The sequence below is a fragment of the Anoxybacillus flavithermus genome, assembly GCF_002742685.1.
GTDB lineage: Bacteria > Bacillota > Bacilli > Bacillales > Anoxybacillaceae > Anoxybacillus > Anoxybacillus flavithermus_E.
This window is the reverse complement of record NZ_PEDM01000002.1, coordinates 111,628-134,857: the sequence shown is the minus strand read 5'-3', so window position 1 is coordinate 134,857 and position 23,230 is coordinate 111,628. Positions and strand designations below refer to the sequence as shown.

Here is a 23,230-nt window from a genome sequence, read left to right as displayed (position 1 = left end):
TAAAAATACTTTCTTTTCTGAAAATTGTGTTATATAATAAAAACGTCAAAAGAAAAACGTGTATTATAACAAGAGGGGTGGGAGACGTATCAAAGCTCGTACATAGAGAAAAGAGCGTCATAACTTTTTGGGGGTCATATGCACGAAAACAGAGGGGTTACGATAAAAAACAAGGGGGAGAAGGAAATGGCAACATTCGAAGAACGTGTGAAACAGTTAGAAGAAAGTTGGCAATTGGATGAACGGTGGAAAGGGATTACGCGCCCGTATAGCGCAGAAGATGTCATTAAGTTGCGCGGTTCGCTTGATATTGAATATACACTAGCGCGTCGCGGAGCGGAAAAACTTTGGCATTTATTAAATACGGAAGATTATGTGCATGCGCTCGGTGCTCTAACAGGAAACCAAGCGGTGCAGCAAGCGAAAGCAGGTTTAAAAGCGATTTATTTAAGCGGTTGGCAAGTGGCAGCGGATGCGAACTTAGCGGGTCATATGTATCCAGACCAAAGTTTATATCCAGCAAACAGCGTGCCGCACGTTGTAAAGCGTATTAACCAAGCGCTTCAACGCGCCGATCAAATTCAATATGTGGAAGGAAAAGAAGACATCGACTATTTCTTGCCGATCGTTGCCGATGCGGAAGCAGGATTTGGCGGTCAATTGAACGTATTTGAACTGATGAAAGCGATGATTGAAGCAGGAGCAGCAGGCGTCCACTTTGAAGATCAATTGTCTTCAGAGAAAAAGTGCGGCCATTTAGGCGGAAAAGTGCTGCTTCCAACGCAAACAGCGATTCGTAATTTAATTGCGGCGCGACTTGCGGCAGATGTGATGGGAGTCCCAACCGTATTAATTGCGCGCACAGATGCGAACGCAGCCGACTTAATTACAAGCGACATCGACCCGCGCGATCAAGAGTTTATTACAGGTGAGCGTACGCCAGAAGGCTTTTTCCGTACGCGTGCGGGATTAGACCAAGCGATTGCGCGCGGATTGGCATATGCACCGTATGCGGATTTAATTTGGTGCGAAACGAGCGAACCAAACTTAGAAGAAGCACGTCGTTTTGCGGAAGCGATTCATGAAAAATTCCCAGGCAAATTGCTTGCGTACAACTGCTCGCCTTCATTTAACTGGAAGAAAAAATTGGATGACGAAACGATCGCAAACTTCCAAGTGGAGCTCGGAAAAATGGGCTACAAGTTCCAATTCGTTACATTGGCAGGATTCCACGCACTCAACTACAGCATGTTTATGTTAGCACATGGCTATCGCGATCGCGGCATGGCGGCTTACTCTGAATTGCAACAGGCAGAGTTTGAGGCAGAAAAATATGGTTACACAGCTACACGCCATCAACGTGAAGTCGGAACAGGTTACTTTGACGAAGTATCGCTTGTTATCACAGGCGGTCAAGCATCAACGGTGGCGTTAAAAGGTTCGACAGAAGAAGAACAATTTACGGGTGCGTAAAGGATAATAACCCCAAATGATTTAGTATAACTGAATCATTTGGGGTGGTTTTTGTAAATAAAACAACATCATTGATTCTATATGTTTTTGTATTTTTCTACTTTTATCCCTGATTCTATCATTTTTTCCTCTCCTTCTTTTTCTACCATATCTTTTAACTGATTAAGAAAAGAATCGAAATTAACATGTTTGGACATTTTGTATACCATTTCATATTCTATTTCTAACCATGTTGAAATGTTTGCTTCATTATGTTGAATTTGCACCTCTAACTTATCAAGGGCGTTAGCAACTTTTGCTTCATATGTCTCTTTCTTTTCAAATTCTAACCATAGGTTAAATATTTCTTCTCCTATTTTTTGTGGGAGAATGTTTTTTATTTTAAGAGCCGCTTCAAATTCCATCTGTTCTTTTTGGATCTTTGCTTCAGTTTCATGAAGTGTATTGAACGCAGGGATATCACCGGCGATAGCTTCAACGAGATCATGAATAATAATCATCTTTATTAATTTTTCTTGATTTATTTTTTTTATGTAAGGGGCGACTAGCATTGCCATGAAAGCCATTCTCCACGTATGTTCCGCTACACTTTCCTGTCTCCCATTAGATAACCAACTGTGTCTTAACTCCATTTTTAGATTTTGTGCAAGTTTAATGGCATTCATAATTTTATCTATGTCGTTCATAAACAAATGTTTCCTCCCCATTCATTTTATATTTTTATTTTTTATGGCTACAACTAGTAAGTTTGACTTCATTTTTTGATTGTCGAAAGATAAGATTACTCATCTTAACGCTACAAAGTGTTCTTTTATATACGTTCATTTTAAGTGATGATTTTAATTTTTGAAAGTATTTGAAAGTAATTTTTGTATTTGAACTATATTTCTTTATAAGTTATAATTTTACATGTTATTTCATGTATTTTTTAGAAGTTTTATTTAGTGTTCTAGGAGGAATGTGTGATGAATAAAATGTCTATTTACCAAAAAAAAGGTTGAAGAAGTTATTTTAAGATTAGGAGGGTATTGGACTCCTCTTTCTGCTTTGGCACGACTTAGTGAAGAAGTTGGAGAAGTCGCAGAGGAAATTAGGGGGAATGGAGAAGATGGAAATTTAATCAAGGAGCTTTCTGATGTGTTCATTATCTCCACATGCTTAGCTAATCAGTATTGTGTAAATCTTGACGAAGAGTTCGCTAATATGGGTTACTGTAGCAATACAAACAAATTGTATGATTCAATTCCCGAGTGTTGTGATATTACCGAGTCCTTCTTGAATGTATCTGTTCAATTATCTAAAATTTCAAGGATTTTAAATCACTATGAGGGGGATAAAGTGCGGAAAAAGGGAGAAAGTGCATCTAGAGTTTCCACAGAAATTGCTAAGTTACATGTCCTCCTTGTATCTATATCTAAGAGTTTGAAAGGTGACTTATTTGAGGAAGTTGATCAGGTTCTACAGAAGAGTTTATCAAGGGATAAAGGAAGATTTGGTTATTTTCAAGATCCTACAACATCACTAACTATTCAAAGGTTTAAAAAGGTAGCTGAAAAAACAAGTTGTATCTTCTCATCAAGATCAAAAATTTGGGGAAGTTATAGCTTTATTGAAAGCATGTCACTAGAGGAAAATCTCGAAAAAAATTTAAAACTATTGGAGCGTTTTAATAGAGTCGCTCCTTTTGAAGGACTTGATGGGTTTGTTATTGAAGCTTATGGTAAAGGATATGGAGATACATTAGAGAATTTATCCTATACATTAAAACGAGTCTTAAAGTATTTAAGTGATAACGATCCAGCAAAGGCTCATTGTATGAATCAAAATATTCTTAAGCCGGATTGGAGATTTTCGTTTGGGGATCAAACTTTCTTTATCACCACATTTGCCCCATGTTACCCTGAGAAACATCCGAGGTACTCGTACAATCCATTTTCTACGTTTATATTTTTGCAACCGGAGTTTTCTTTTGACCATCATGGCATTCATTCTGGGAATGCTAAGCGTGAGTCAATAAAAGAAATAATTAGAAAAAAATTTAGAGAAAATGGCTCTGAATATAATATTGACTTAGTGAGGCAGCCGTTAGAAGCCTATAAGTATGTAAAACCAATAAATGTTGATGATGCACCTGTGAAATGGTGGGAAAAAGAAGTGGTGCAAAGTAATGTAAACATGTAGTATATGACTACAACATATTCGTCTATCGGAAGCTATTCGAAAGTGTGTTTTGTCGCGCCTTCGCGTGACAAAACACCGAGTAACCGATCGTCAGACCTCTTCAACCTGTCTGAGGTGATGATGTTGGGGTACTGAATAGTCGAAAAATATGAAAGTGTATAAAAATAAGGGAGGGAGCTGTATGCTCATTGTCGAGCATCTCCATTTGACACGCTATACGATGGGACTTTTTCCGTTTTCTCGTGATAAACAAATATGGACGAAAGCGTTGGAGGAAGATGGAGAAATCATCGTGAAAAAAAGTCCGATGGAAATTATTGAACAAAGTTGTTTGTATTATGGCGCAAGTTTAAGAGGAAGGAAAGATGGAGCGAGGCATATTATCGGCACTTCGCATAAAGCACCAATTGCAGTCGAACCAACGAACGAAATTTTCTTTTTTCCAACGATCTCCCCAATGAATCCTCAATGTGTATGGCTATCTCATTTGCATATTCGTCATCATGAACATGTTCAAGGTGGGAAAACGCGCATTACGTTTTCAAATGGCATGAGCGTAGAGCTATGTATTTCGCATCATTCATTCGTGAATCAGCTACATCGTACGGCTCAGTTGCGAACAAAAATGAACGAACGAATTGAAGCACGCGAAAGGAAAATGATGTATTTATTATATTTACGGGAAAAGGAATGGTCGTAGTAGTTTTCTCTTTTCCTCTAAACTTGTACAATATAAGCATGAGCACGTAGCAAAGGGGTTACTGTATGAGTTTAGAGGAATTAAAACAATGGTTTACGATCAAACATATGCTTGATATGTTAGCCGAATATCGTTCGTTTGGCGTGATTCCCGGCATCGTCTTGCCGATGGCAGAGGCGTTTTTACCGTTTTTGCCGCTTTTCGTTTTTGTCATGGCAAACGCGGCGGCATTCGGTCTTTGGAAAGGGTTTTTCATCTCATGGATTGGAACGAGCGTAGGCTCACTGCTCGTCTTTTTTCTCGTTCGAAAAATCGGGAGGCAACGATTTTTCTCCTTTTTACATCGCCACCCGATGATTCGCCGCATGATGCATTGGGTGGAACGACGCGGATTCGGTCCGCTCTTTTTACTACTTTGTTTTCCGTTTACACCATCAGCGGCGGTCAATGTGGTTGCAGGGCTATCGGGCATTGCGATGCAACAATATATGCTTGCTGTTTTGCTTGGAAAAATGGTGATGGTGTTTATGATTAGTTTTATTGGTTATGATGTGGTAGCGCTTATTCGCCAACCGATGCGTACGGTGTTTGTGGCAGTCGCCATTTTTCTCCTTTGGTATATTGGAAAAAAAGTCGAGCAACGTTTCGCATTGCATGACGGAAAATAAGAAAGGATGAACGAATATGTCTGTACGCTTCATCATCGGGCGCTCAGGAAGCGGAAAAACGACGATGTGTTTAAAGGAAATAATCGAACAACTTGCGCATGAACCCGATGGCGCTCCGATTATTTATCTTGTTCCTGAACAAATGACGTTTCAATCGGAATACGCTTTAATGAAAGAAAACATAAAAGGAATGATTCGCGCACAAGTGTTTAGTTTCACACGTCTTGCTTGGCGCGTCTTGCAAGAGACAGGCGGCATGAGCCGCCATCATTTAACGCAAACAGGCGTACATATGTTGCTAAGGAAAATTGTTGAACAGCAAAAAGAACAGTTAAAGCTGTTTCGAAAAGCAGCTGACAAACGCGGCTTTATTGAACAACTTGAACGAATGTTGACGGAATATAAACGATATTGTGTCACTCCAGCAACGTTAAAACAAACGGAAGAAGAGCTGCGCCGTCATGCGACCGCAAACGAAGTTGGGCTTGCCGACAAATTAAAAGATACAGCCATGATTTTTGAGCAATTTGAACAGCATATGGCGCATCATTATGTCGATTCAGAAGATTATTTGCGTTTGCTTGCCGAAAAAATTCGCCATTCTTCTTATATGAAACGCGCGCGCATTTACATGGACGGCTTTTATGAATTTACGCCGCAAGAATATATGGTCATCGAACAATTATTTATTCATTGCCCGCATGTGACCGTTGCGCTTACGTTAGATGCCCCGTATGAACAACTGCCAAACGATTTGCACGTATTTCGCAGCACGTGGCGAACGTATGCGCAATTGCGTGAAATTGCATTACAAAACGGGATAGCGATTGACAACGTCATGCAACTTCATGACAACGTTCGCCACAAACATGAAGAGCTTCGTCATCTTGAAGCATGTTATGATGCACGACCTGTTTGCAAGTTGGAAAAACAGACGGAAGCGATCGTCATTGGAGAAGCGACCACGCGACGAGCAGAAATGGAAGGGATTGCGCGCGAAATCGTTCAGCTCGTGCGCGATGAAGGATATCGCTATCGTGACATCGCTTTGCTCATTCGAAACGTTTCAGACTATCGCGATGTGTTAAAAACAGTATTTGTTGATTACCGCATCCCGTATTTTATTGACGAAAAAGAACCGATGCTTGATCATCCATTTATTGAATGGTTGCGCGCAAGTATGGAAGCGGTGCGGACAAATTTTCGTTATGAAGCGGTATTTCGTGCTGTAAAAACAGACTTGTTTTTCTCGCTTGAGCAATCTGTACATGAGATGCGCATGGCGATGGATCAGCTTGAAAACTATGTGCTTGCTTCCGGCATCCAAGGAGATAAGTGGACAGAGCATTGGACGTATCGTAAATATAAAGGGCTAGAAGGCATACACGCCCCACAAACCGATGAGGAAAAACGATATGAACAACAATTAAATGAATGGCGCAAGCTTGTCATTTCTCCGTTGTTGTTTTTACAAAAGCGATTAAAACAAGCAAAGACAGGGCGTGAGCGATGTGAAGCGCTATATGCATATGCAGAACAGCTCCATATTCCCCGAAAATTAGAACGTTTACGCGATGAAGCAGAAGAAAGAGGCGATCTGTCCGCTGCCCGCCATCATGAACAAGTATGGCAAGCGTTTATTCATTTGCTTGATGAATATGTGGAAATATTAGGCGATGAATCCCTCTCGCTCGAAACGTTTTTTACGATTATTGAAACGGGATTTGAAAGTTTGCAGTTTTCTCTCGTGCCACCAGCGACAGACCAAGTGTTAATTGCGCATTTTGATCGTTCCCGTCTTTCGAACATTCGCTGTACGTTTCTTGTCGGGGTAAATGAAGGCGTCATTCCGATGCGCAAAAATGATGATGGCATGTTGTCGGAAACAGATCGCGAATTGTTGCATCATTATTCCGTACGCGTTGCTCCAGCAAGCCGTGATCGATTGCTTGACGAACCTTTTTTGCTTTATTTAGCGCTTGTTAGCCCGTCTGAACGTTTATATGTGACGTATGCGCTCTCTGACGAGCAAGAAAAAACGTTGTTGCCATCGATGTTTATTAAGCGGCTGACGGATATGTTTCCGCATGTGAAGAAAATGCAATGGGGAGCCGATCCGTTTTTCCTTCCGCCTCATGAACAATTGTCATATATGACAAACGATATTGCCACGCTCGGTCCGTTAGTGCAGCAACTTGAAGCGTGGAAGCGACAATACGCCATCGCCCCGATGTGGTGGGATGTATACAACACCTACGTCCAACATGAGCAATGGAAAGAACGAATCGCGGTCGTTGTGCGTGCGTTATTTTACGAAAACCGTGCGAAACCGTTACGGAAGCAGTTGGCGAAAGAGTTATATGGAAAAAAAGTGAAGGCGAGCATTTCGCGTATGGAGACGTTTAACCGCTGTCCGTTCGCTCATTTTGCCGCGCACGGTTTAAAGTTAAAGGAACGAACAGTCTTTCAATTAAAGGCGCCAGATATGGGACAGTTGTTTCACGAAGCGCTAAAAGTGATTGCGAATCGTCTGCGAGAAGAACAGCTTCCATGGAGTGAATTATCAAAACAACAATGTGAACAGTTGTCATATGAGGCGGTGGAGCAAATTGCTCCGTACATTCAACAAGAAGTGTTGTTAAGCACACACCGTTACCGATATATGAAGAAAAAACTGCAAACGATTATGACGAAAGCCACCACCGTATTAAGCGAACATGCGAAAAGAAGCGGATTTGTGCCGATTGGTGTTGAATTAGGATTTGGTGAAGGGGAGTTGCTCCCGCCGCTTACATTTACATTATCGGACGGAACGGTGTTGCAGTTTGTTGGGCGCATTGACCGCGTCGATCAAGCAACGAGCGAACAAGGTGTACTTCTTCGCATTATTGACTATAAATCGAAACAAAAGACGCTCGATTTAACGGAAGTATATTACGGCTTAGCGTTGCAAATGTTAGCGTATTTAGATGTCGTGCTTGAGTATGCGGAAAAGCTTGTTGGTACATCGGCATTTCCGGCAGGGGTGTTGTATTTTCCGATTCATAACCCGACGATGAAACTGAATGAATGGCTTGAGGAACACGAGCTAGAGAAAAAGTTTTTAGAACAGTTTAAAATGGGGGGCTACGTGTTAGCGGATGAACAGACGGTACGGCTGATGGATGAACAAGTAGAGCCGGGAACGAGTTCTCTCGTTATTCCTGTTCGTTTCAATAAAAATGGAACGTTTGCGCAACATTCGAAAGTGTTAACTGAGCAACAATTTACGATGTTAAGGCAACATGTGCGCCGTCTGATCGTCGATGTCGGTGAACAAATGATAGAAGGTGTTACACATATTGCACCATATAAACAAAAAGATAAAACAGCATGCCAATATTGTGAGTTTCGCGATGTGTGCCAATTTGACGAAGGGGTCGATGCGGAACAATATCGCATATTAACACCGAAACAGATTGATGAATGGTTAAAGGAGTGATTGTGTGATTCCGCCAAAACCACCGGAAAGTCAATGGACAGATGAACAATGGAAAGCGATTTATGCCACAGGTCAACATACGCTCGTTGCCGCCGCCGCAGGATCAGGAAAAACGGCAGTGCTTGTCGAGCGCATCATTCAAAAAATATTGCATAAAGAGCAGCCGATCGATGTCGATCGGTTGCTTGTTGTGACGTTTACGAATGCCGCGGCTGCAGAAATGCGCCAACGCATTGGGGAAGCATTAGAACGAGCGCTTGAAAGAGAGCCGCATTCGCTTCATTTGCGTAGACAGCTCAGTCTTTTGCAAAAAGCGTCTATTTCAACGATTCACTCGTTTTGTTTAGATGTCATTCGCAAATATTATTACGTCATCGGCATTGATCCGGTATTTCGCATTGCGGATGAAGGAGAGATGGCGCTATTAAAAGAGGAAGTGTTAGAAACGTTATTTGAGCAATATTATGCAGAAAACGACGAAGCATTTTTAGCTGTTGTTGATCGCTATACGAGCGATCGCACAGATGCGGATTTACAAACGCTTATTTTACGGCTATATGAATTTTCTCGTTCGCATCCAAATCCGAACGAATGGTTACAACAAATCGTTCATATGTACGATGTCGCAGAACACGCACGCGTTGACGATTTACCATATGCGCATTACCTTTTCCAAGCGGTTGATTTAGCGCTAGAGGCGGCGGAACAACGCTTGGCGCAAGCGTTGCAAAAAACGAAAGAGCCAGGCGGACCGGATTATTTGCACGATACGCTCGCAAGCGACGAACAAGTCATTGCAAAGCTAAAAGAAGCGCGCCATGAGTCGTGGCAAAAGCTGCACGAAACGATCAAAAACGTATCGTTTGCAACGGCAAAAAGAAAGCCGAAAGATGGAGCATATGACGAGCCATTAATTGATGAGGTAAAAAAGCTGCGCGATCAAGTGAAAAAAGAAATAACAAGTTTAACAGAAGAATTGTTTTCGTTTCAACCGGCGACATACGTGCGCCATTTGCGCGAAATGAAGCCGATTGTTGCCACGATCGTACAGATGGTGCAGCGGTTTGCTGAGCTATTGCAAGCGAAAAAAGACGAAAAAGGGATTGTTGACTTTTCAGACTTAGAACATTACTGTTTACGCATTTTACGCGCTCCTTCTCCCGAGCATGAGTTCAAGCCGTCGGAAGCGGCTCTTTATTATCGAGCGCAATTTGTTGAAGTGCTCGTCGACGAATATCAAGATACGAATATGGTGCAAGAGTCTATTTTACGGCTCGTATCGAACGACGATGAAGCAACGGGCAACATGTTTATGGTCGGCGACGTGAAACAGTCGATTTACGGTTTTCGTCTTGCGGAACCGTCGCTTTTTTTACAAAAATATAATCGATTTACGAAAGAAGGCGATGGTGGACTTCGCATCGATTTAGCGAAAAACTTTCGCAGCCGAAAAGAAATATTAGACGGAACGAACTTTATTTTCCGACAACTCATGACGGAAACGGTCGGGGACATGCGCTATGACGATGATGCGGCGCTTCGCTTTGGCGCGCGTGATTATCCGGAAAAACAAGTGCCGGTCGAATGTGTGTGGATTAATGAAGCAAAACAAGAAAGCGATGAAGAGGAACAAGAGGATGTAACGGCTGTTCAGCTCGAAGCGCGCTGGATCGCTAAAAAAATCAAGCAATTGCTTGCCGAGCCGTTTTTCATTTACGATCGTCGCTTAAAAGGAGAACGGCGCTTAATGTATCGCGACATCGTCATTTTATGCCGCTCGATGTCATCTGCTTCAGCGATGTTAGAAGAATTTCGGAAGCAAAACGTTCCTGTCTATGCCGAGTTGTCGACAGGTTACTTTTCAGCGACCGAAGTGTCTATCATGTTATCGCTTTTGAAAGTCATTGACAATCCGTATCAAGACATCCCGCTTGCGGCAGTGCTTCGCTCACCCATTGTTGGATTGGACGAAAATGAATTGGCGCGCATTCGTTTAGCGAAAAAAGACGGGGCTTTTTATGAGGCGCTGCTTGCTTTTGTCGAGCAGTCACAAGATGATGAGCTTTATGAAAAAGTCAAACGTTGGCTTTCGTATTTGTCGGAGTGGCGTACAGCGGCAAGACAAAAGCCGCTTGCTGATTTCATTTGGCAATTGTATCGGGAAACAAACTTTTACGACTACGTCGGCGGAATGCCTGGTGGAAAACAGCGGCAAGCGAATTTGCGTGCGTTGTATGACCGCGCAAAACAATATGAACAAACGTCATTTCGTGGCATTTTTCGTTTTTTACGCTTTATTGAGCGGTTAAAAGAGCGTGACAACGATTTTGGTGCTGCTCGTTCGCTGACAGAACAAGAAGATGTTGTGCGCATGATGACGATTCATAAAAGTAAAGGGCTTGAGTTTCCGGTCGTCTTTTTAGCTGGTGCATCGAAATCGTTTAATATGCGAGATTTACGTGGCGACTATATATTAGATAAAGATTTCGGATTAGGGATGCGCTTTGTTCATCCGACGTGGCGCGCAAGCTATCCGACTGTTGCGCAATTAGCGATGAAGAAAAAAATGAAATGGCAACTGCTTGCGGAAGAAATGCGTATTTTATACGTTGCCTTAACGCGCGCAAAAGAAAAATTGTACATCGTCTGTACGGCAAAAGATATCGAAGCGAAAAAGAAAAAATGGCAAGAAGTCACTTATACATCAACGTGGGAATTGCCAGCTTATATGATTGAAAAGGCGAAAAGCTATGCGGATTGGATCGGTTATGCTCTCATCCGTCATCCGCAAAGCATTTGCCCGTCGAAAACGGTGCTTCATGATGCATCGCTATGGGAGATGCACGTTGTGCCAGCCCATGAGCTTGAACAAGAAGATGAACAAGCGAATGAGCATCGTGACATCGTTGAAGCGATGCAACAACTGCAACCTGTGGCGATCAAAAGTGAATATGAAGAAGAAGTCAAGCGCCGTCTTTTTTGGACGTATACGTATGCGAGCGCAACGACGTTAAGGGCGAAACAAAGTGTATCAGAATTAAAACGGCAACGCGACATATACGGTGAACATGCTGAACAGCCGTTTCGAAAAGAAATCATTGAACGGCCGCGCTTTTTGCAAGCGAAAACGATAACGCCAGCCGAACGAGGAACGATCATGCATCTTGTGATGCAACATATCGACGTAACAAAAGAAGTGACTGCTCATGCGGTGCAGGAGCAAATCGCACGCATGGTAAACGGTGAGTGGCTAACGGAAGAACAAGCAAAAGCTGTTGATGTAGAAAGCATTGTCGCCTTTTTTAACACTCCGCTTGGCAAGCGAATGCAACGGGCGACGCGGCTTGAGCGCGAAGTGCCATTTTATTTGGCGCACGAAATGGAAGGCGAGACAGTTGTCGTTCAAGGGGTTATTGATTGCGTGTTTGAAGATGAGCATGGGCTCGTTTTAATTGACTATAAAACAGATCGCGTGTCGTGGATGAATGACCCACAGGAACAACTGAAGCGACGATACGAAGGGCAATTGGCGCTATATCGGGAAGCGATTGAAGCCATTTGGAAAAGGGAAGTAACAGAAACGTACGTGTACGCTTTTGATGGCGCCCTACTCGTGCCGATGGAGGTGGATTGATGTGCGCATTTTACATACAGCGGATTGGCATTTAGGAAAAACGCTTGAAGGACGAAGCCGTCTTCCTGAGCAAGAAGCGGTGATCGATGAAATCGTAGAAATTGTACAAAAAGAAAACATTGATGTCGTATTGCTTGCTGGCGATGCGTTTGATACAGTCAATCCGCCTGCTGATGCGGAAAAGCTTTTTTACGAAGCGCTTTCGCGGTTAAGCGATTACGGTAAGCGTCACGTTGTCGTCATTGCAGGAAACCATGATCATCCGGGGCGTTTAAGCGCTGCTGCTCCGATTGCAAATATGCACGCCATCACGTTGCTAGGTTTTCCGACAGATCGCGTGCAACAAATTCATGTTCCTTCAAGCGATGAAACATTAATGATCGGAGCGCTCCCATATCCGTCAGAGTCGCGCTTGAACGAATTGTTGGCAGAGGAATGCGACGAAGCGTTGTTACGCGCACGATATGATGAGCGCATTCGCGCCATTTTTGCGAAAATGAACAAATCGTTTCGCGAGGATGCGGTGAACATTGCGATGAGTCATTTATATGTTGCAGGCGGGGCTACATGCGACTCCGAGCGTCCGATTGAGCTTGGGGGAGCGTATACCGTATCTCCTGCAAGCTTCCCTGCAAGCGCGCAATATGTCGCGCTCGGGCATTTGCATCGTCCGCAAGATGTGAAACATGCCGCCATGCCGGCACGCTATTCTGGCTCACCGCTTGCTTACAGTTTTTCCGAAGCGGGATATAGCAAATCCGTTACGATCATTGACGTGCAGCCATGTTGCACACCGGTCATTTCGGAATATTTATTGTCAAAAGGACGTCCGCTCGTGAAATGGAGGGCAACAGACGGGCTTGCGCAAGTGTATCGTTGGATTGAAGAAGGGCGCGACCGTGGGGCGTGGATTGATTTAGAAATTGATGTCGAGCAATCGTTAACGTTAGAAGAAACACATCGACTACGCAAATTGTATGATGGATTTGTTCATATTCGCCCGAACTACTTAAAGAAAGAAGAAATTATTCGTGAAGCGCATACCGATGTGCCAATTGAAACGTTATTTACGCGCTTTTATGAACGGCAAACAGGCGGAGGAAAGCCATCAGAAGAGCTCGTTCAACTATTTTTACAGCTCGTTGCCGAGGAGGACGAACAATGAAGCCGATTCGTTTAACGATTGCAGGATTGCATAGTTTTCGTCAAAAAGAAACCATTGATTTTGAAAAACTATGTGAAGGTGGATTATTTGGTATTTTCGGACCGACAGGAAGCGGAAAGTCGTCAATTTTAGATGCGATGACGCTCGCTTTATATGGAAATGTAGAACGGGCGTCCAATCAAACGAATGGGATTATGAATCAATCAGAAAATGAACTATTTGTTTCGTTTACGTTTGAATTGCAAAATGCGAAAGGAGTAAAACGGTATACGGTTGAACGCTCGTTTAAGCGGGCGGATGCTTTGCGCATTCGTTCTGTTGTTAGCCGCCTTATTGAAGAAGGAGAGGAACGTGTCGTTATCGCAGATAAGGCCCGTCTTGTTGATGAGCAATTGAAACAGCTGCTCGGTTTAGAAATGAAAGATTTTACAAGGGCTGTCGTTTTGCCACAAGGAAAATTTGCAGAATTTTTATCGTTAAAGGGAGCGGAACGCCGTCAAATGTTACAACGGTTGTTTCATCTCGAACGATATGGCGATGAATTAAATAAAAAGTTAAAAAATAAATTAGCCGAAGCGTCAGCAAAGCTCGAAGCGATTAAAGGGGAACAAGCGGGGCTTGGCGATGCATCAAAAGAACAAGTCGAAAAACAAAAACAGGCGCTAGCAGAAAAAAAGGAGGCGCTCGAACAAGCGAAAAGTGCATTGCGTGACATGTACGAACGATACGAAAAACAAAAGCAATTATGGCAATGGCAATGTGAAAAAGAAAAAGTAGAACATGAACTGAACGAATGGCGCGAGCAAGAAGCACATATGAAGCAGCTTGAGCAGACGTATGAACGAAGCAAAGAAGCGGAGCGGCTCGTACCGTATATTGAACAAGTAGAACGAAGCGAGAAAGAGGTTGCACATTGGCAACAAAAAGCTAGTGAATTGGGTGTCCAATTACAGCAAGCAAGCGCGATGTATGAACGAGCAAGTAAACAATATGAACAATGTCGTGCGAAAAAGAACGAAGAAGAACCGAAAGCGTTACAAAAACAAGAGCAGCTGAAACAAGCGCTACAAACGTTGGCGTTTATGCGGTCGCTTGAACAACAACAAGCCAAGCTACGCGCGAGTTTGCGAGAGATCGAGCAAAAAGAACAACAAGCGCTCCAAATGGTTGACACGTGCACGAAAGAATATACAACATGGAGTGCGAAACAAGCAGAGTTAAAAAAACAATGGGAAGAAAAAAAAGTCGACGTGCATATCAAAGAGCGATTAGAGCAAGCGTACGAAAAAAAGAAGCACATTCAATTGCAACAACAAGCGCTTGAAGAAATAGAAAAGGAAAAAGAAGAAAAACAGAAAACATACGAAATGATGAAGCGTACGCATGATGAAGAAATAAAAAAAATAGAACAATATGAAACGCGTTTATTAGCAGAGTATCATCATATCGAATCGTTATATCATCGCGTATGCGAACGAGAAAGACAAGCGATGGTGCTCGTCTACAAATGGAAGGAAGAAAAAAAGCAAATCGAAGCGGCACGACTGTACGATTTAGCTGCGACGTTAGCGGAACGTTTGCACGATGGTGATCCTTGTCCGGTGTGTGGTTCAACACATCATCCAAATCGGGCAAAAAGACAACAAGTTATACTTGATGAAGAAGTGATCGAACAAATTGACCGCTCCGTTCAAATGGGGGAACAACTCATTGCGGCTATGCAACAAGTAAAAATGCAAGTCGAACAACTAGCTGAACTGATGGCGCGTCAGTCGCTGCCACAACGTGTCGATGTCGAAAAAGTGAAACGCGAAGTTGAAGAAACGCCTCTTTCCATTTTCAAAGAGGCAGAAGTCGAATGGAAGGCATTGCAACAAGATTATATCGCATGTCGCGAGCGGGTATATCGTCATATGGAACGATGGAACGAACAAAAGCAAAAAAAACAGCAACATGCGTATCAAATCGAAACGATGCATCAACAAATCGCTCAATTGGAGGAAAAATGTGCCGAGCGACGCGCGCGCGTAGAAAAAGAAACAATGATGTGGCATGAGGCGTATCCGGATTTATCGTTTGAACAAATCGATGCACTAGTTAGCGACCTTCGTGAGCGTGAGCGGGAAGCGCAACAGCTACAACAGCGCATTGAAAAAAGCGTTTCCGTGTTAGACGATAAACGAGCTGAACTTGAGCGTTGGAAAGAAACATATCAAACAGTCATGAAACAAAAAGCAGAGCGTATGACGGAATGGAATATGCAACAACAACAATACGAACAATATAAACGAACGTTGCCAGAAGGAATGAATGAGGAGTCCGTAAAACAACAGCTCATTCGTATAGAGGAAAGATTGCAACGTGTCAAGCGTGAAGAAGAAGAGGTGTATGCTCGATGGATGTCATTGCAACAACAACTGCATACGTTGCAAGCGGACAAACAAGCGGCAGACATTGCTTTACAAGAAGGGGAAAAAAGAAAAAAAGAAGCAGAACATGTTTTGGCTGAGCAATTGCAAAAAAGTCCGTGGAAAACGGTCGATGACGTACTCGCTTCCCGCCTAGACGAACAAATGAGACAACAAATTGCTCAACGCATTCAACAATATAAAGATGTGCTCACGAAGTTGCAAAACGAATGGCAACGATTACATGAAGCGATGAACGGCATGACGATAACGAAACAGCAATGGGAAGAAACGATGCGTGAGTATGAAGAAGTGAAGCAACAAGTGGACGAACATATGCGCCAACTCGGTTCACTTGAAGCGATCGTCGCTGATTTGGAAGCGAAACATGCGCGCTTTGAACAATTGCAAAAAGAACGAGCGCAACTTGAGAAGATGGTCAATCAGTATGAAGAGTTACAAAAAGTATTACGCGGCAACAGCTTTGTTGAATTTATTGCCGAGGAACAGCTCGTTCACGTGACGCGCTACGCTTCGGAAAGACTTGGTGAATTAACGAGACAGCGGTATGCGATTGAGTTAGATTCGGAAGGCGGTTTTGTCATTCGTGACGACGCAAACGGCGGTGTACGTCGCCCGGTGACGACGTTATCAGGAGGCGAAACGTTTTTAACGTCTTTATCGTTAGCATTAGCACTATCAGCGCAAATTCAACTGCGTGGGGAATATCCGCTTCAATTTTTCTTTTTAGATGAAGGATTCGGTACGCTTGACCAAGAGTTGTTAGATGTCGTGATGACCGCATTAGAGCGATTGCGTGCAGACAATATGGCGATTGGAGTCATTAGCCACGTACAAGAATTACATGCACGCATGCCGAAACGGCTCATTGTGAAACCAGCAGAACCGTCTGGGAAGGGAACGACGGTCCAGCTTGAAGTGATGTAAAGGAGACTTGCAATGAAAGGAATATGCGAACTGTGCGGAAGAGAAGATGTCGTATTAACTGTTCATCATTTAACCCCAAAAGAGTACGGGGGTACAGAAACAGCAAAGTTATGCATCCCGTGCCATAAACAAATTCACGCTATATATACGAATGAAGAGTTAGCAAGTCGGCTCTATACGATTGAACGGCTACAATGTGATGAACAAATTGCGTCATTTGTTCGCTGGATTCGCAAACAACCAGCTGAGCGGATACCGAAAATAAAAAAAGCGAAACGGCAAAAGCGTTAAGCATTGCCCGCAACGTTTTGATCAAATACATCGGAATCAAGTGTATTCGTTAAGCTAATGCCGTTGTTAGTGATAATAAAATTACCGGTATTAAACGCGCCTGCGCCAGCAAATGTTTTCGAACTAATTTTCGGTGATACATACAACGTATCACCCACTTGCATGACGGCACCGCTAGCGACGAGGTTAATTTTAATTGGACCGACGAGAGCTGGCATGTTCTTGTCTCCTTTCTGTCAGTTGACGAATATGTTTCACTCGTGATTCGGCTTCTACGTTTTTTGTTGAACCGATATGCACGACGGATGTAGAAGAAATTCCGATTACGCGAACGGAATGAACAGCGATGAGTGGACAATCGTGCAGCGTATAACGGCAAACCGGTTCAGTATCTACAGGTGGAAGCGGAATCGGCTTTGTGAAAATCGGAAAGGCAAGAGGAAATTCTCTGCTGTCGACGTATTCGAGTTGTCGTTGAACAGCTAACGCTCGTCCGGAAAGACGAATTTCTTGGCTATCTCCAATTTGCACGACAGAACTAAAGACAACAGCGTTTGCCCTTAGAAAGTGGACGACGGAAAGGCGGCTCATCGCTTTTCCTCATTTTTTTTATTGTTTTGTTTTTCTGGAAACGGACCGATAATTAACGATTCGGGCGGAGTATCAAATGCGGAAGCTAGTTGAATCATTTCGCTGTCACCAATTAATACGAGCGAGGCGCTTGCTACTCCTCCGATGGCGATATGACCGACAGATAGATGATGATTCACGACTGTCATATTCATTCGTTCGTCTCCTCTCGTGGTAAATGTTTTAAAAACGTGTCAATTGAATGTTCAATATCTCTTTTTAAGTAAGAAATGATCGTTTGTTGTAATGTATCGTTTTCTTGTTCATGTTCTCCGTATTGGCGTAAATAAAAATGAATGCGATCATCAATTTGCCGCGCAATATCTTGCAATATAAATTGGCGATATGACGAATCGAGTGAACGTCCATATGTTTGCTCGATGCGGGCGATGATGTTTTCTCCTTCTTCCTGTAAATACGAATGAACGGCTGTTTGAATGTTGCGGAAAATCGGTGTTGGTTGTGGAATGATCGTTTGGCTTTTTGGAACCGCAAAATTTTCAATCGTATCTTCCCCAAACGTTGCAGGATTTAGACCGATATTCAACGTTCCTTCTAACGTTTCCACTTTTAATTGATCAAAATGATATTCAATTTTTTCAATCGTTGTATGCGGCTTTTTTTTTAGTTGTTCATATTGTTGTTGTAAATCGTTTACTACTTGTTCAAGCGATTGCATTTTTTGTTGTTGCCATTTTAAATAGGCTTCGAGTTGTTTAAAATAATCGTGCCACATGTATGACGCCTCCTTCTTTGCCGACCCTTTTACTTTCTAATGTATGGCCGGGCAGAAAGAAGTAGCACAGTTTTATACAGGGGATTGGAGTGGAACGAACGGTCCTTCTTCTCCTTGAATATTGATTTTCGCTTCTGGTGCTGGTTGTGTAAATTGACCGGTATTGCTTAATGTGGCGAGTGGTTGTACTTTTCCTGTCGTTCCGATTTGAAGAACGGATGAGTTTGTGAGCGAACCGATTTTTAATTGATGAATCGAAATCGTTTGTTGAATGTAAAAGTTCATCTTTTCACCTCACTAGGCATTTCCAGCGATATTGCTATCGGCAATATCACGGTCGTTTGTATTTGTGTTGCTATATTGGTTGTAAATGTGCAGACCGTCTCCCGTATTAAATGAACCAGCGCCAGCAAATGTTTTAGCGACGCTATACGGAGAGATGGCAAATACATCGCCAATGTGAAATACGCCGCCGCTTCCAATGCTGTTAATTTGGACTGCTCCAACAATGGCAGGCATCGGCTATCCCTTGCTTTTTACGTTGCCATCGGCGATGTCTGGATCGATTGTATTTGTAAAGCTAATGAACGTATTTGTTTGTAAAAAGTCTCCTGTATTTCCACCGCCAGCACCTGCGAGCGATTTTGATGAACTTTTTGGTGCAATTTGCAACGTATCGCCGAAATTGACGGTCGCATCGCTACTGACGTTCGTAATTTTTATTGGACCTGCAATATAGGAAGGCATGGCCATCGTCCTTTCTCTCATTCTTTCCCTTACCCAATTATATGAAAACAATGAAAGAAATGTGCTCCACAAAAAGAAAGATATGTTATAATATTTCTGAAAAATTATAATTTTTAGATGTAAAAATAAGGGGGATTGGGGATGAACGTTCCGTTAGTATTAACTCATTTTTTAGATCGCGCCGTATCGCTTTATGGGGATAAAGTTGGCGTCATTAGTGAGGGAAAATCGCTTACATATCGTGAACTGAGTGAGCGCGTCAATCAATTGTCGCACGGGTTACGCGATTTAGGGATAAAAAAAGGAGATCGTGTCGCTTATTTAGCGCCAAATACGTTAGAAATGCTCGAAGGGTTTTACGGCGTATTTCAAACTGGAGCGATCATGGTACCGCTCAATATTCGCTTAAAACCAGATGATTATGTATTTATTTTAAATCATAGCGAAAGTAAAGTGTTGTTTGTTGATTATGAGTTATATCATTTAATTGCGCCAGTCAAAAACGAGTTGCAAACAGTTGAGCATATCATCGTACACGGCAAAACGGACGACATTCATGAAATCGCTTACGATACGTGGCTTGCTCAATATACGACAGAGCCGTTTGCTCGTCCGGATATTGACGAAAACGACGTATGTAGTTTGTTATATACGAGCGGAACGACGGGAAATCCAAAAGGGGTGATGCTCACACATCGCAACAACTATTTGCATGCATTAAGTACGATGCACCATTTGCGCGTGTCGGATCGAGATGTATATTTGCATATTTTGCCGATGTTCCATGTTAACGGATGGGGGGCACCGTTTTACTATACAGCGAACGGAGCAACGCACGTTTGTTTGCGTAAGGCTATTCCTAAAGTCATTTTCGAATACGTCAATAAATATAAAGTGACTGTTATGCATATGGCGCCAACGGTGTTAAATACGTTGCTGCAATATTATGAGCAACATGTGCCGACGATTGAGCATGATGTGCGTGTCGTTATTGCAGGTTCTGCTCCCCCACCAGCATTTGTCACGCGCGTGGAAAAAGAATTAGGCTGGGAGTTTATTCAAGTGTACGGCATGACGGAATCATCGCCATTAAGTACGGTGTCGACGATTCGCGCGCATCTCAGTCATTTACCGTTAAGTGAACAATATCGAATGAAAGCGAAAGCAGGCTATGCGATGATTGGCTGCGAAGTGAAAGTTGTCAATGAGCATGGCGAACAAGTGCCGCGCGATGGAAAAACGATCGGAGAAGTCATTGTGCGCAGTAACGGTGTGATGGCAGGCTATTGGAAAAATCCAGAGGCAACGATGGAAACGATTCGCAACGGTTGGCTGCATACAGGAGATATGGCGACGATGGATGAATACGGAAATATCGATATCGTTGATCGGAAAAAAGATATTATTATTAGCGGTGGGGAAAACATTTCATCGATTGAAGTCGAAGGGGTGTTGTACGAGCACCCAGCGGTGTTAGAGGCAGCAGTCATCGCTGTTCCGCATGAAAAATGGGGCGAAACGCCGCATGCGTTCGTTGTCGTCCGTCCTGGAAAAGAAGTGACAGAACAAGAGCTCATTGCCTTTTCACGTGAAAAACTTGCTCATTTTAAAGCGATTACCGGGGTGACATTCGTTCAAGAATTGCCAAAAACCGCATCAGGAAAAATTCAAAAAGTACATTTACGTAACGAATACTGGCAATCAATAGGGAAGACAGGAAGATATGTGAATTAATAAGGAAGAGCCGTTGTCGATTGACAGGCGGCTCTTTTTTCTTTACGCTGAAATGGAAAAGGAGGGAGATTATGCGTATTTCAATCATTGATGCAGTGCGTGGTTTGGCTTTATTTGGCATTTTGCTTGTGAACGTTCTTGATTTTTCGCTTCCGACGCTATATGTCGATGCTACGGTGTTTGCGAAAGATGGGGTTGATCGTTTCCTGCTTGCATTTGTAGATATATTTGTGCAAGCGAGCTTTTATCCACTTTTTTCGTTGTTGTTCGGCTGGGGAGCATGGATCATGCTTGATAAAGGGGGCGAGCGGTTTCAAGTGATTTTTTTGCGCCGATTGCTTGCGTTGTTATTATTTGGTATGATTCATGCGTTTTTTATTTGGCATGGCGATATTTTAATCGGGTATGCGATCGTTGGTTTGTTTCTTTTTCCGTTTTTTCAAGCGAGCGCAAAAACGTTGCGCAACTGGGCGCTTTCGCTTTGGAGCAGTTGGGCTTTCGGTTCCACCGTACTCATGTGGCTGATGTGGAAAATGAGCGGTGATGTCGATTTTTCAGAGCCAGAGCTGGCAAAGCAGGCGATCGCAAATTATCAACAAGGCACGTGGGAACAAATTTTTACGCAGCGAGCATATGATTGGTTGTATGTCAACTCATTGACACAAGCATTCATTTTTATTTTAACGATTTTCCCATTTTTTTTATTTGGGGCATTTATCGCAAAAGAAAAATGGTTTCATGACGTCAACCGACATCGCCCAACGATTCGAAAATGGTGTATCGGCTCGCTTATTGTTGGCATGGCTTTCAAATGGCTTCCGTATATCGAAAAAAATATCGTAACCGAGTATGCCCAAGATATGATCGGAGGTCCTGCGCTCGCCCTGTTTTATTTGACCGCGTTTTCGTTTGTGACAGAGAAAGTGATTCGTTTTTTTGCGCCTGTCGGCAAAATGGCATTCACGAACTATTTGACGCAATCGATCATCTGTACGCTTATTTTTTATTCTTATGGCTTCGGTTTATATGGGAAAGTAACACCAAAACAAGCGCTAGCTATCGCACTCGTTGTATATGTCATACAAATATGTTGGAGCCATTGGTGGCTGAAAAAACATGCGATCGGACCGATGGAGCGCGTATGGCGATGGATGACGTACGGAAAAAAGAAAACGACATGAATGAATCATGTCGTACACGGCTTGTCTTCTTTTTCTTTATGGAAAAGCACGGCTTCTTTCAAATGCTTATTTAATAATTCATCAAGCTCTTGACTGCATTGGATCGTTTCTTTCGCGGAAAAACCGTACATTTGCGCCAATTCAATTAATTGTCGTCTTTTCTTTTCGATGAGGGAAAGGGACATAACATTCACCAACATTTTTCATTTTCGTCAACAGTCTGTAAACAACTGTATGTATAAACTATTATACATATTCTGAAGAAAAAGGAAATAGTATAATGTGCTGAAAAATAATTTTTTACAAAGGAGTTTACACGTGAAAACGAGAAAATAATGGTGTTCGATCATATGAAAAAGGGGATGAGGACATGAAATTTGTTACAGCGCACGCCGGATCGGATGTGTTTGTCGGGGTTGTTCATGAGCAAAGTGTCGTTCATTTATCGAAAGCAGATGAGACGATACCGAATACGATGATCGAATGTCTCGAACTTGGCGAATCGTTTATTGAAAAAGTGGAACGTGTGCTTGGGCGCGTGCGGCCAGAGTGGACGTATGAACTTGACGACGTGCAACTGCTTGCGCCGATTCCACGCCCGACAAAAAATATTTTTTGTATCGGGAAAAATTATGCCGATCATGCGCAAGAAATGGGAGGCGTAGTGGATCGCGAAAATATCATTGTATTTTCGAAAGCGCCGACGACGGTCATTGGGCATGAGGCACCGATTTTACGCCATGCGGATGTAACTGATCAATTAGACTATGAAGGAGAGCTGGCGATTGTCATCGGGAAAAAAGGAAAGGCGATTCCGAAAGAACAGGCGCTCGATTACGTGTTTGGTTATACGATCATAAACGATGTGACCGCGCGTGATTTACAAGAAAGACATAAACAATATTTACTTGGAAAAAGTTTAGATACGTCATGTCCGATGGGACCGTGGATCGTTCATCGGTCGGCAATTGTCGAGCCGCATGCGTTACATATTGAAACGAAAGTAAATGGCGAAGTGAGACAATCAGCTACGACCGCGCAATTTATTTTCGACATTCCAACAATCATTGCGACATTGTCGAAAGGAATGACGTTAGAGCCGGGGGATGTGATTGCGACAGGAACGCCAGCAGGAGTCGGAAAAGGCATGAATCCGTCGCGCTTTTTACAGTCGGGAGATGTGATTGAAATTACGATTGAGCAAATTGGAACGTTACGAAACGTTGTGAAGTAAAAAGCTGGGATATCCCAGC

Annotated in this window: 21 protein-coding genes; 12 read left to right on the top strand and 9 right to left on the bottom strand. The window is 42.9% G+C overall.

Annotated elements, in window-relative coordinates:
- Positions 1–186 precede the first annotated feature (186 nt).
- Positions 187–1,473: an isocitrate lyase gene (gene aceA, locus CS060_RS02715; RefSeq protein ID WP_035049059.1), complete on the top strand. Its 1,287-nt coding sequence runs from the start codon at positions 187–189 to the stop codon at positions 1,471–1,473.
- A 77-nt stretch (positions 1,474–1,550) separates the two neighbouring features.
- Here aceA and CS060_RS02710 read toward each other — a convergent pair whose 3' ends face one another.
- A complete protein-coding gene (locus CS060_RS02710; protein ID WP_035049058.1) occupies positions 1,551–2,159 on the bottom strand; it encodes an HD domain-containing protein in 609 nt (202 codons plus the stop codon).
- 283 nt (positions 2,160–2,442) lie between these two features.
- Between CS060_RS02710 and CS060_RS02705 the strand changes: the two genes are divergently transcribed.
- The 8 genes from CS060_RS02705 (at position 2,443) to hlpB (ending at position 16,949) form a co-directional block, all read left to right on the top strand.
- Positions 2,443–3,654 carry a YqcI/YcgG family protein gene (locus tag CS060_RS02705; protein WP_306559368.1) on the top strand — a complete coding sequence of 404 codons (1,212 nt, stop codon included), beginning with the start codon at positions 2,443–2,445 and terminating at the stop codon, positions 3,652–3,654.
- 181 nt (positions 3,655–3,835) lie between these two features.
- Positions 3,836–4,354, top strand: coding sequence for a competence protein ComK (locus CS060_RS02700; protein ID WP_082180297.1), 519 nt, complete (start codon positions 3,836–3,838; stop codon positions 4,352–4,354).
- A 65-nt stretch (positions 4,355–4,419) separates the two neighbouring features.
- Positions 4,420–5,022: a TVP38/TMEM64 family protein gene (locus tag CS060_RS02695; RefSeq protein ID WP_099668672.1), complete on the top strand. Its 603-nt coding sequence runs from the start codon at positions 4,420–4,422 to the stop codon at positions 5,020–5,022.
- A 16-nt stretch (positions 5,023–5,038) separates the two neighbouring features.
- Positions 5,039–8,503 carry a helicase-exonuclease AddAB subunit AddB gene (gene addB / locus CS060_RS02690; RefSeq protein WP_099668671.1) on the top strand — a complete coding sequence of 1,155 codons (3,465 nt, stop codon included), beginning with the start codon at positions 5,039–5,041 and terminating at the stop codon, positions 8,501–8,503.
- A gap of 4 nt (positions 8,504–8,507) precedes the next feature.
- Positions 8,508–12,137 (top strand): helicase-exonuclease AddAB subunit AddA, encoded by a 3,630-nt coding sequence (gene addA, locus CS060_RS02685; RefSeq protein ID WP_099668670.1) that lies wholly within the window; start codon positions 8,508–8,510, stop codon positions 12,135–12,137.
- A gap of 1 nt (position 12,138) precedes the next feature.
- The gene (locus tag CS060_RS02680; protein ID WP_035049050.1) at positions 12,139–13,302 is read left to right on the top strand and encodes an exonuclease SbcCD subunit D; all 1,164 of its coding nucleotides are present in this window, start codon (positions 12,139–12,141) and stop codon (positions 13,300–13,302) included.
- Entirely contained in the window at positions 13,299–16,658 is a 3,360-nt protein-coding gene (locus CS060_RS02675) for an AAA family ATPase (RefSeq protein WP_099668669.1), read from the top strand. Before CS060_RS02680 ends, CS060_RS02675 begins: the two co-directional genes overlap by 4 nt.
- 12 nt (positions 16,659–16,670) lie before the next feature.
- Positions 16,671–16,949, top strand: a complete 279-nt coding sequence (hlpB, locus tag CS060_RS02670) for an HNH nuclease-like protein HlpB (protein ID WP_035050697.1) — start codon at positions 16,671–16,673, stop codon at positions 16,947–16,949.
- On the opposite strand, the gene CS060_RS02665 is transcribed toward hlpB, so the two are convergent.
- From CS060_RS02665 to CS060_RS02635, 7 genes are all read right to left on the bottom strand, one after another.
- Positions 16,946–17,167 carry a spore germination protein gene (locus CS060_RS02665; protein WP_035050695.1) on the bottom strand — a complete coding sequence of 74 codons (222 nt, stop codon included), beginning with the start codon at positions 17,165–17,167 and terminating at the stop codon, positions 16,946–16,948. The genes hlpB and CS060_RS02665 overlap by 4 nt on opposite strands.
- Positions 17,142–17,540, bottom strand: a complete 399-nt coding sequence (locus CS060_RS02660; protein WP_035050693.1) for a spore germination protein GerPE — start codon at positions 17,538–17,540, stop codon at positions 17,142–17,144. Before CS060_RS02660 ends, CS060_RS02665 begins: the two co-directional genes overlap by 26 nt.
- Complete coding sequence (locus CS060_RS02655; protein WP_035050692.1) at positions 17,537–17,734, bottom strand: spore germination protein GerPD; 198 nt, start codon at positions 17,732–17,734, stop codon at positions 17,537–17,539. The genes CS060_RS02660 and CS060_RS02655 overlap by 4 nt, the downstream gene beginning before the upstream one ends.
- Positions 17,731–18,315 carry a spore germination protein GerPC gene (locus CS060_RS02650; protein ID WP_099668668.1) on the bottom strand — a complete coding sequence of 195 codons (585 nt, stop codon included), beginning with the start codon at positions 18,313–18,315 and terminating at the stop codon, positions 17,731–17,733. The genes CS060_RS02655 and CS060_RS02650 overlap by 4 nt, the downstream gene beginning before the upstream one ends.
- A gap of 72 nt (positions 18,316–18,387) precedes the next feature.
- Entirely contained in the window at positions 18,388–18,600 is a 213-nt protein-coding gene (locus tag CS060_RS02645) for a spore germination protein GerPB (protein ID WP_006319008.1), read from the bottom strand.
- 12 nt (positions 18,601–18,612) lie between these two features.
- Positions 18,613–18,834 carry a spore germination protein gene (locus tag CS060_RS02640; RefSeq protein ID WP_006319006.1) on the bottom strand — a complete coding sequence of 74 codons (222 nt, stop codon included), beginning with the start codon at positions 18,832–18,834 and terminating at the stop codon, positions 18,613–18,615.
- A gap of 3 nt (positions 18,835–18,837) precedes the next feature.
- On the bottom strand, positions 18,838–19,062 hold the full coding sequence (locus tag CS060_RS02635) for a spore germination protein (protein WP_009361956.1): 225 nt from the start codon (positions 19,060–19,062) through the stop codon (positions 18,838–18,840).
- 141 nt (positions 19,063–19,203) lie between these two features.
- Here CS060_RS02635 and CS060_RS02630 point away from each other — a divergent pair, with 141 nt between their 5' ends.
- Positions 19,204–20,796: a long-chain-fatty-acid--CoA ligase gene (locus CS060_RS02630; protein ID WP_099668667.1), complete on the top strand. Its 1,593-nt coding sequence runs from the start codon at positions 19,204–19,206 to the stop codon at positions 20,794–20,796.
- A gap of 71 nt (positions 20,797–20,867) precedes the next feature.
- Positions 20,868–21,977 (top strand): DUF418 domain-containing protein, encoded by a 1,110-nt coding sequence (locus CS060_RS02625; protein ID WP_099668666.1) that lies wholly within the window; start codon positions 20,868–20,870, stop codon positions 21,975–21,977.
- Between the two features lie 5 nt (positions 21,978–21,982).
- Here the strand turns inward: CS060_RS02625 and CS060_RS02620 are convergent, their stop codons facing one another.
- Positions 21,983–22,162 carry an aspartyl-phosphate phosphatase Spo0E family protein gene (locus CS060_RS02620; protein ID WP_035046237.1) on the bottom strand — a complete coding sequence of 60 codons (180 nt, stop codon included), beginning with the start codon at positions 22,160–22,162 and terminating at the stop codon, positions 21,983–21,985.
- 185 nt (positions 22,163–22,347) lie between these two features.
- Here CS060_RS02620 and CS060_RS02615 point away from each other — a divergent pair, with 185 nt between their 5' ends.
- Entirely contained in the window at positions 22,348–23,211 is an 864-nt protein-coding gene (locus tag CS060_RS02615) for a fumarylacetoacetate hydrolase family protein (RefSeq protein WP_099668665.1), read from the top strand.
- The last annotated feature ends 19 nt before the right edge of the window (positions 23,212–23,230 follow it).

Bases quoted from the DNA above. Each gene is read 5' to 3' on its own strand.
- aceA (WP_035049059.1), top strand. From the start codon at position 187: ATGGCAACATTCGAAGAACGTGTGAAACAGTTAGAAGAAAGTTGGCAA.
- CS060_RS02710 (WP_035049058.1), bottom strand. From the start codon at position 2,159: ATGAACGACATAGATAAAATTATGAATGCCATTAAACTTGCACAAAAT.
- CS060_RS02700 (WP_082180297.1), top strand. From the start codon at position 3,836: ATGCTCATTGTCGAGCATCTCCATTTGACACGCTATACGATGGGACTT.
- CS060_RS02695 (WP_099668672.1), top strand. From the start codon at position 4,420: ATGAGTTTAGAGGAATTAAAACAATGGTTTACGATCAAACATATGCTT.
- addB (WP_099668671.1), top strand. From the start codon at position 5,039: ATGTCTGTACGCTTCATCATCGGGCGCTCAGGAAGCGGAAAAACGACG.
- CS060_RS02675 (WP_099668669.1), top strand. From the start codon at position 13,299: ATGAAGCCGATTCGTTTAACGATTGCAGGATTGCATAGTTTTCGTCAA.
- hlpB (WP_035050697.1), top strand. From the start codon at position 16,671: ATGAAAGGAATATGCGAACTGTGCGGAAGAGAAGATGTCGTATTAACT.
- CS060_RS02665 (WP_035050695.1), bottom strand. From the start codon at position 17,167: ATGCCAGCTCTCGTCGGTCCAATTAAAATTAACCTCGTCGCTAGCGGT.
- CS060_RS02660 (WP_035050693.1), bottom strand. From the start codon at position 17,540: ATGAGCCGCCTTTCCGTCGTCCACTTTCTAAGGGCAAACGCTGTTGTC.
- CS060_RS02655 (WP_035050692.1), bottom strand. From the start codon at position 17,734: ATGAATATGACAGTCGTGAATCATCATCTATCTGTCGGTCATATCGCC.
- CS060_RS02650 (WP_099668668.1), bottom strand. From the start codon at position 18,315: ATGTGGCACGATTATTTTAAACAACTCGAAGCCTATTTAAAATGGCAA.
- CS060_RS02645 (WP_006319008.1), bottom strand. From the start codon at position 18,600: ATGAACTTTTACATTCAACAAACGATTTCGATTCATCAATTAAAAATC.
- CS060_RS02640 (WP_006319006.1), bottom strand. From the start codon at position 18,834: ATGCCTGCCATTGTTGGAGCAGTCCAAATTAACAGCATTGGAAGCGGC.
- CS060_RS02635 (WP_009361956.1), bottom strand. From the start codon at position 19,062: ATGCCTTCCTATATTGCAGGTCCAATAAAAATTACGAACGTCAGTAGC.
- CS060_RS02630 (WP_099668667.1), top strand. From the start codon at position 19,204: ATGAACGTTCCGTTAGTATTAACTCATTTTTTAGATCGCGCCGTATCG.
- CS060_RS02625 (WP_099668666.1), top strand. From the start codon at position 20,868: ATGCGTATTTCAATCATTGATGCAGTGCGTGGTTTGGCTTTATTTGGC.
- CS060_RS02620 (WP_035046237.1), bottom strand. From the start codon at position 22,162: ATGTCCCTTTCCCTCATCGAAAAGAAAAGACGACAATTAATTGAATTG.
- CS060_RS02615 (WP_099668665.1), top strand. From the start codon at position 22,348: ATGAAATTTGTTACAGCGCACGCCGGATCGGATGTGTTTGTCGGGGTT.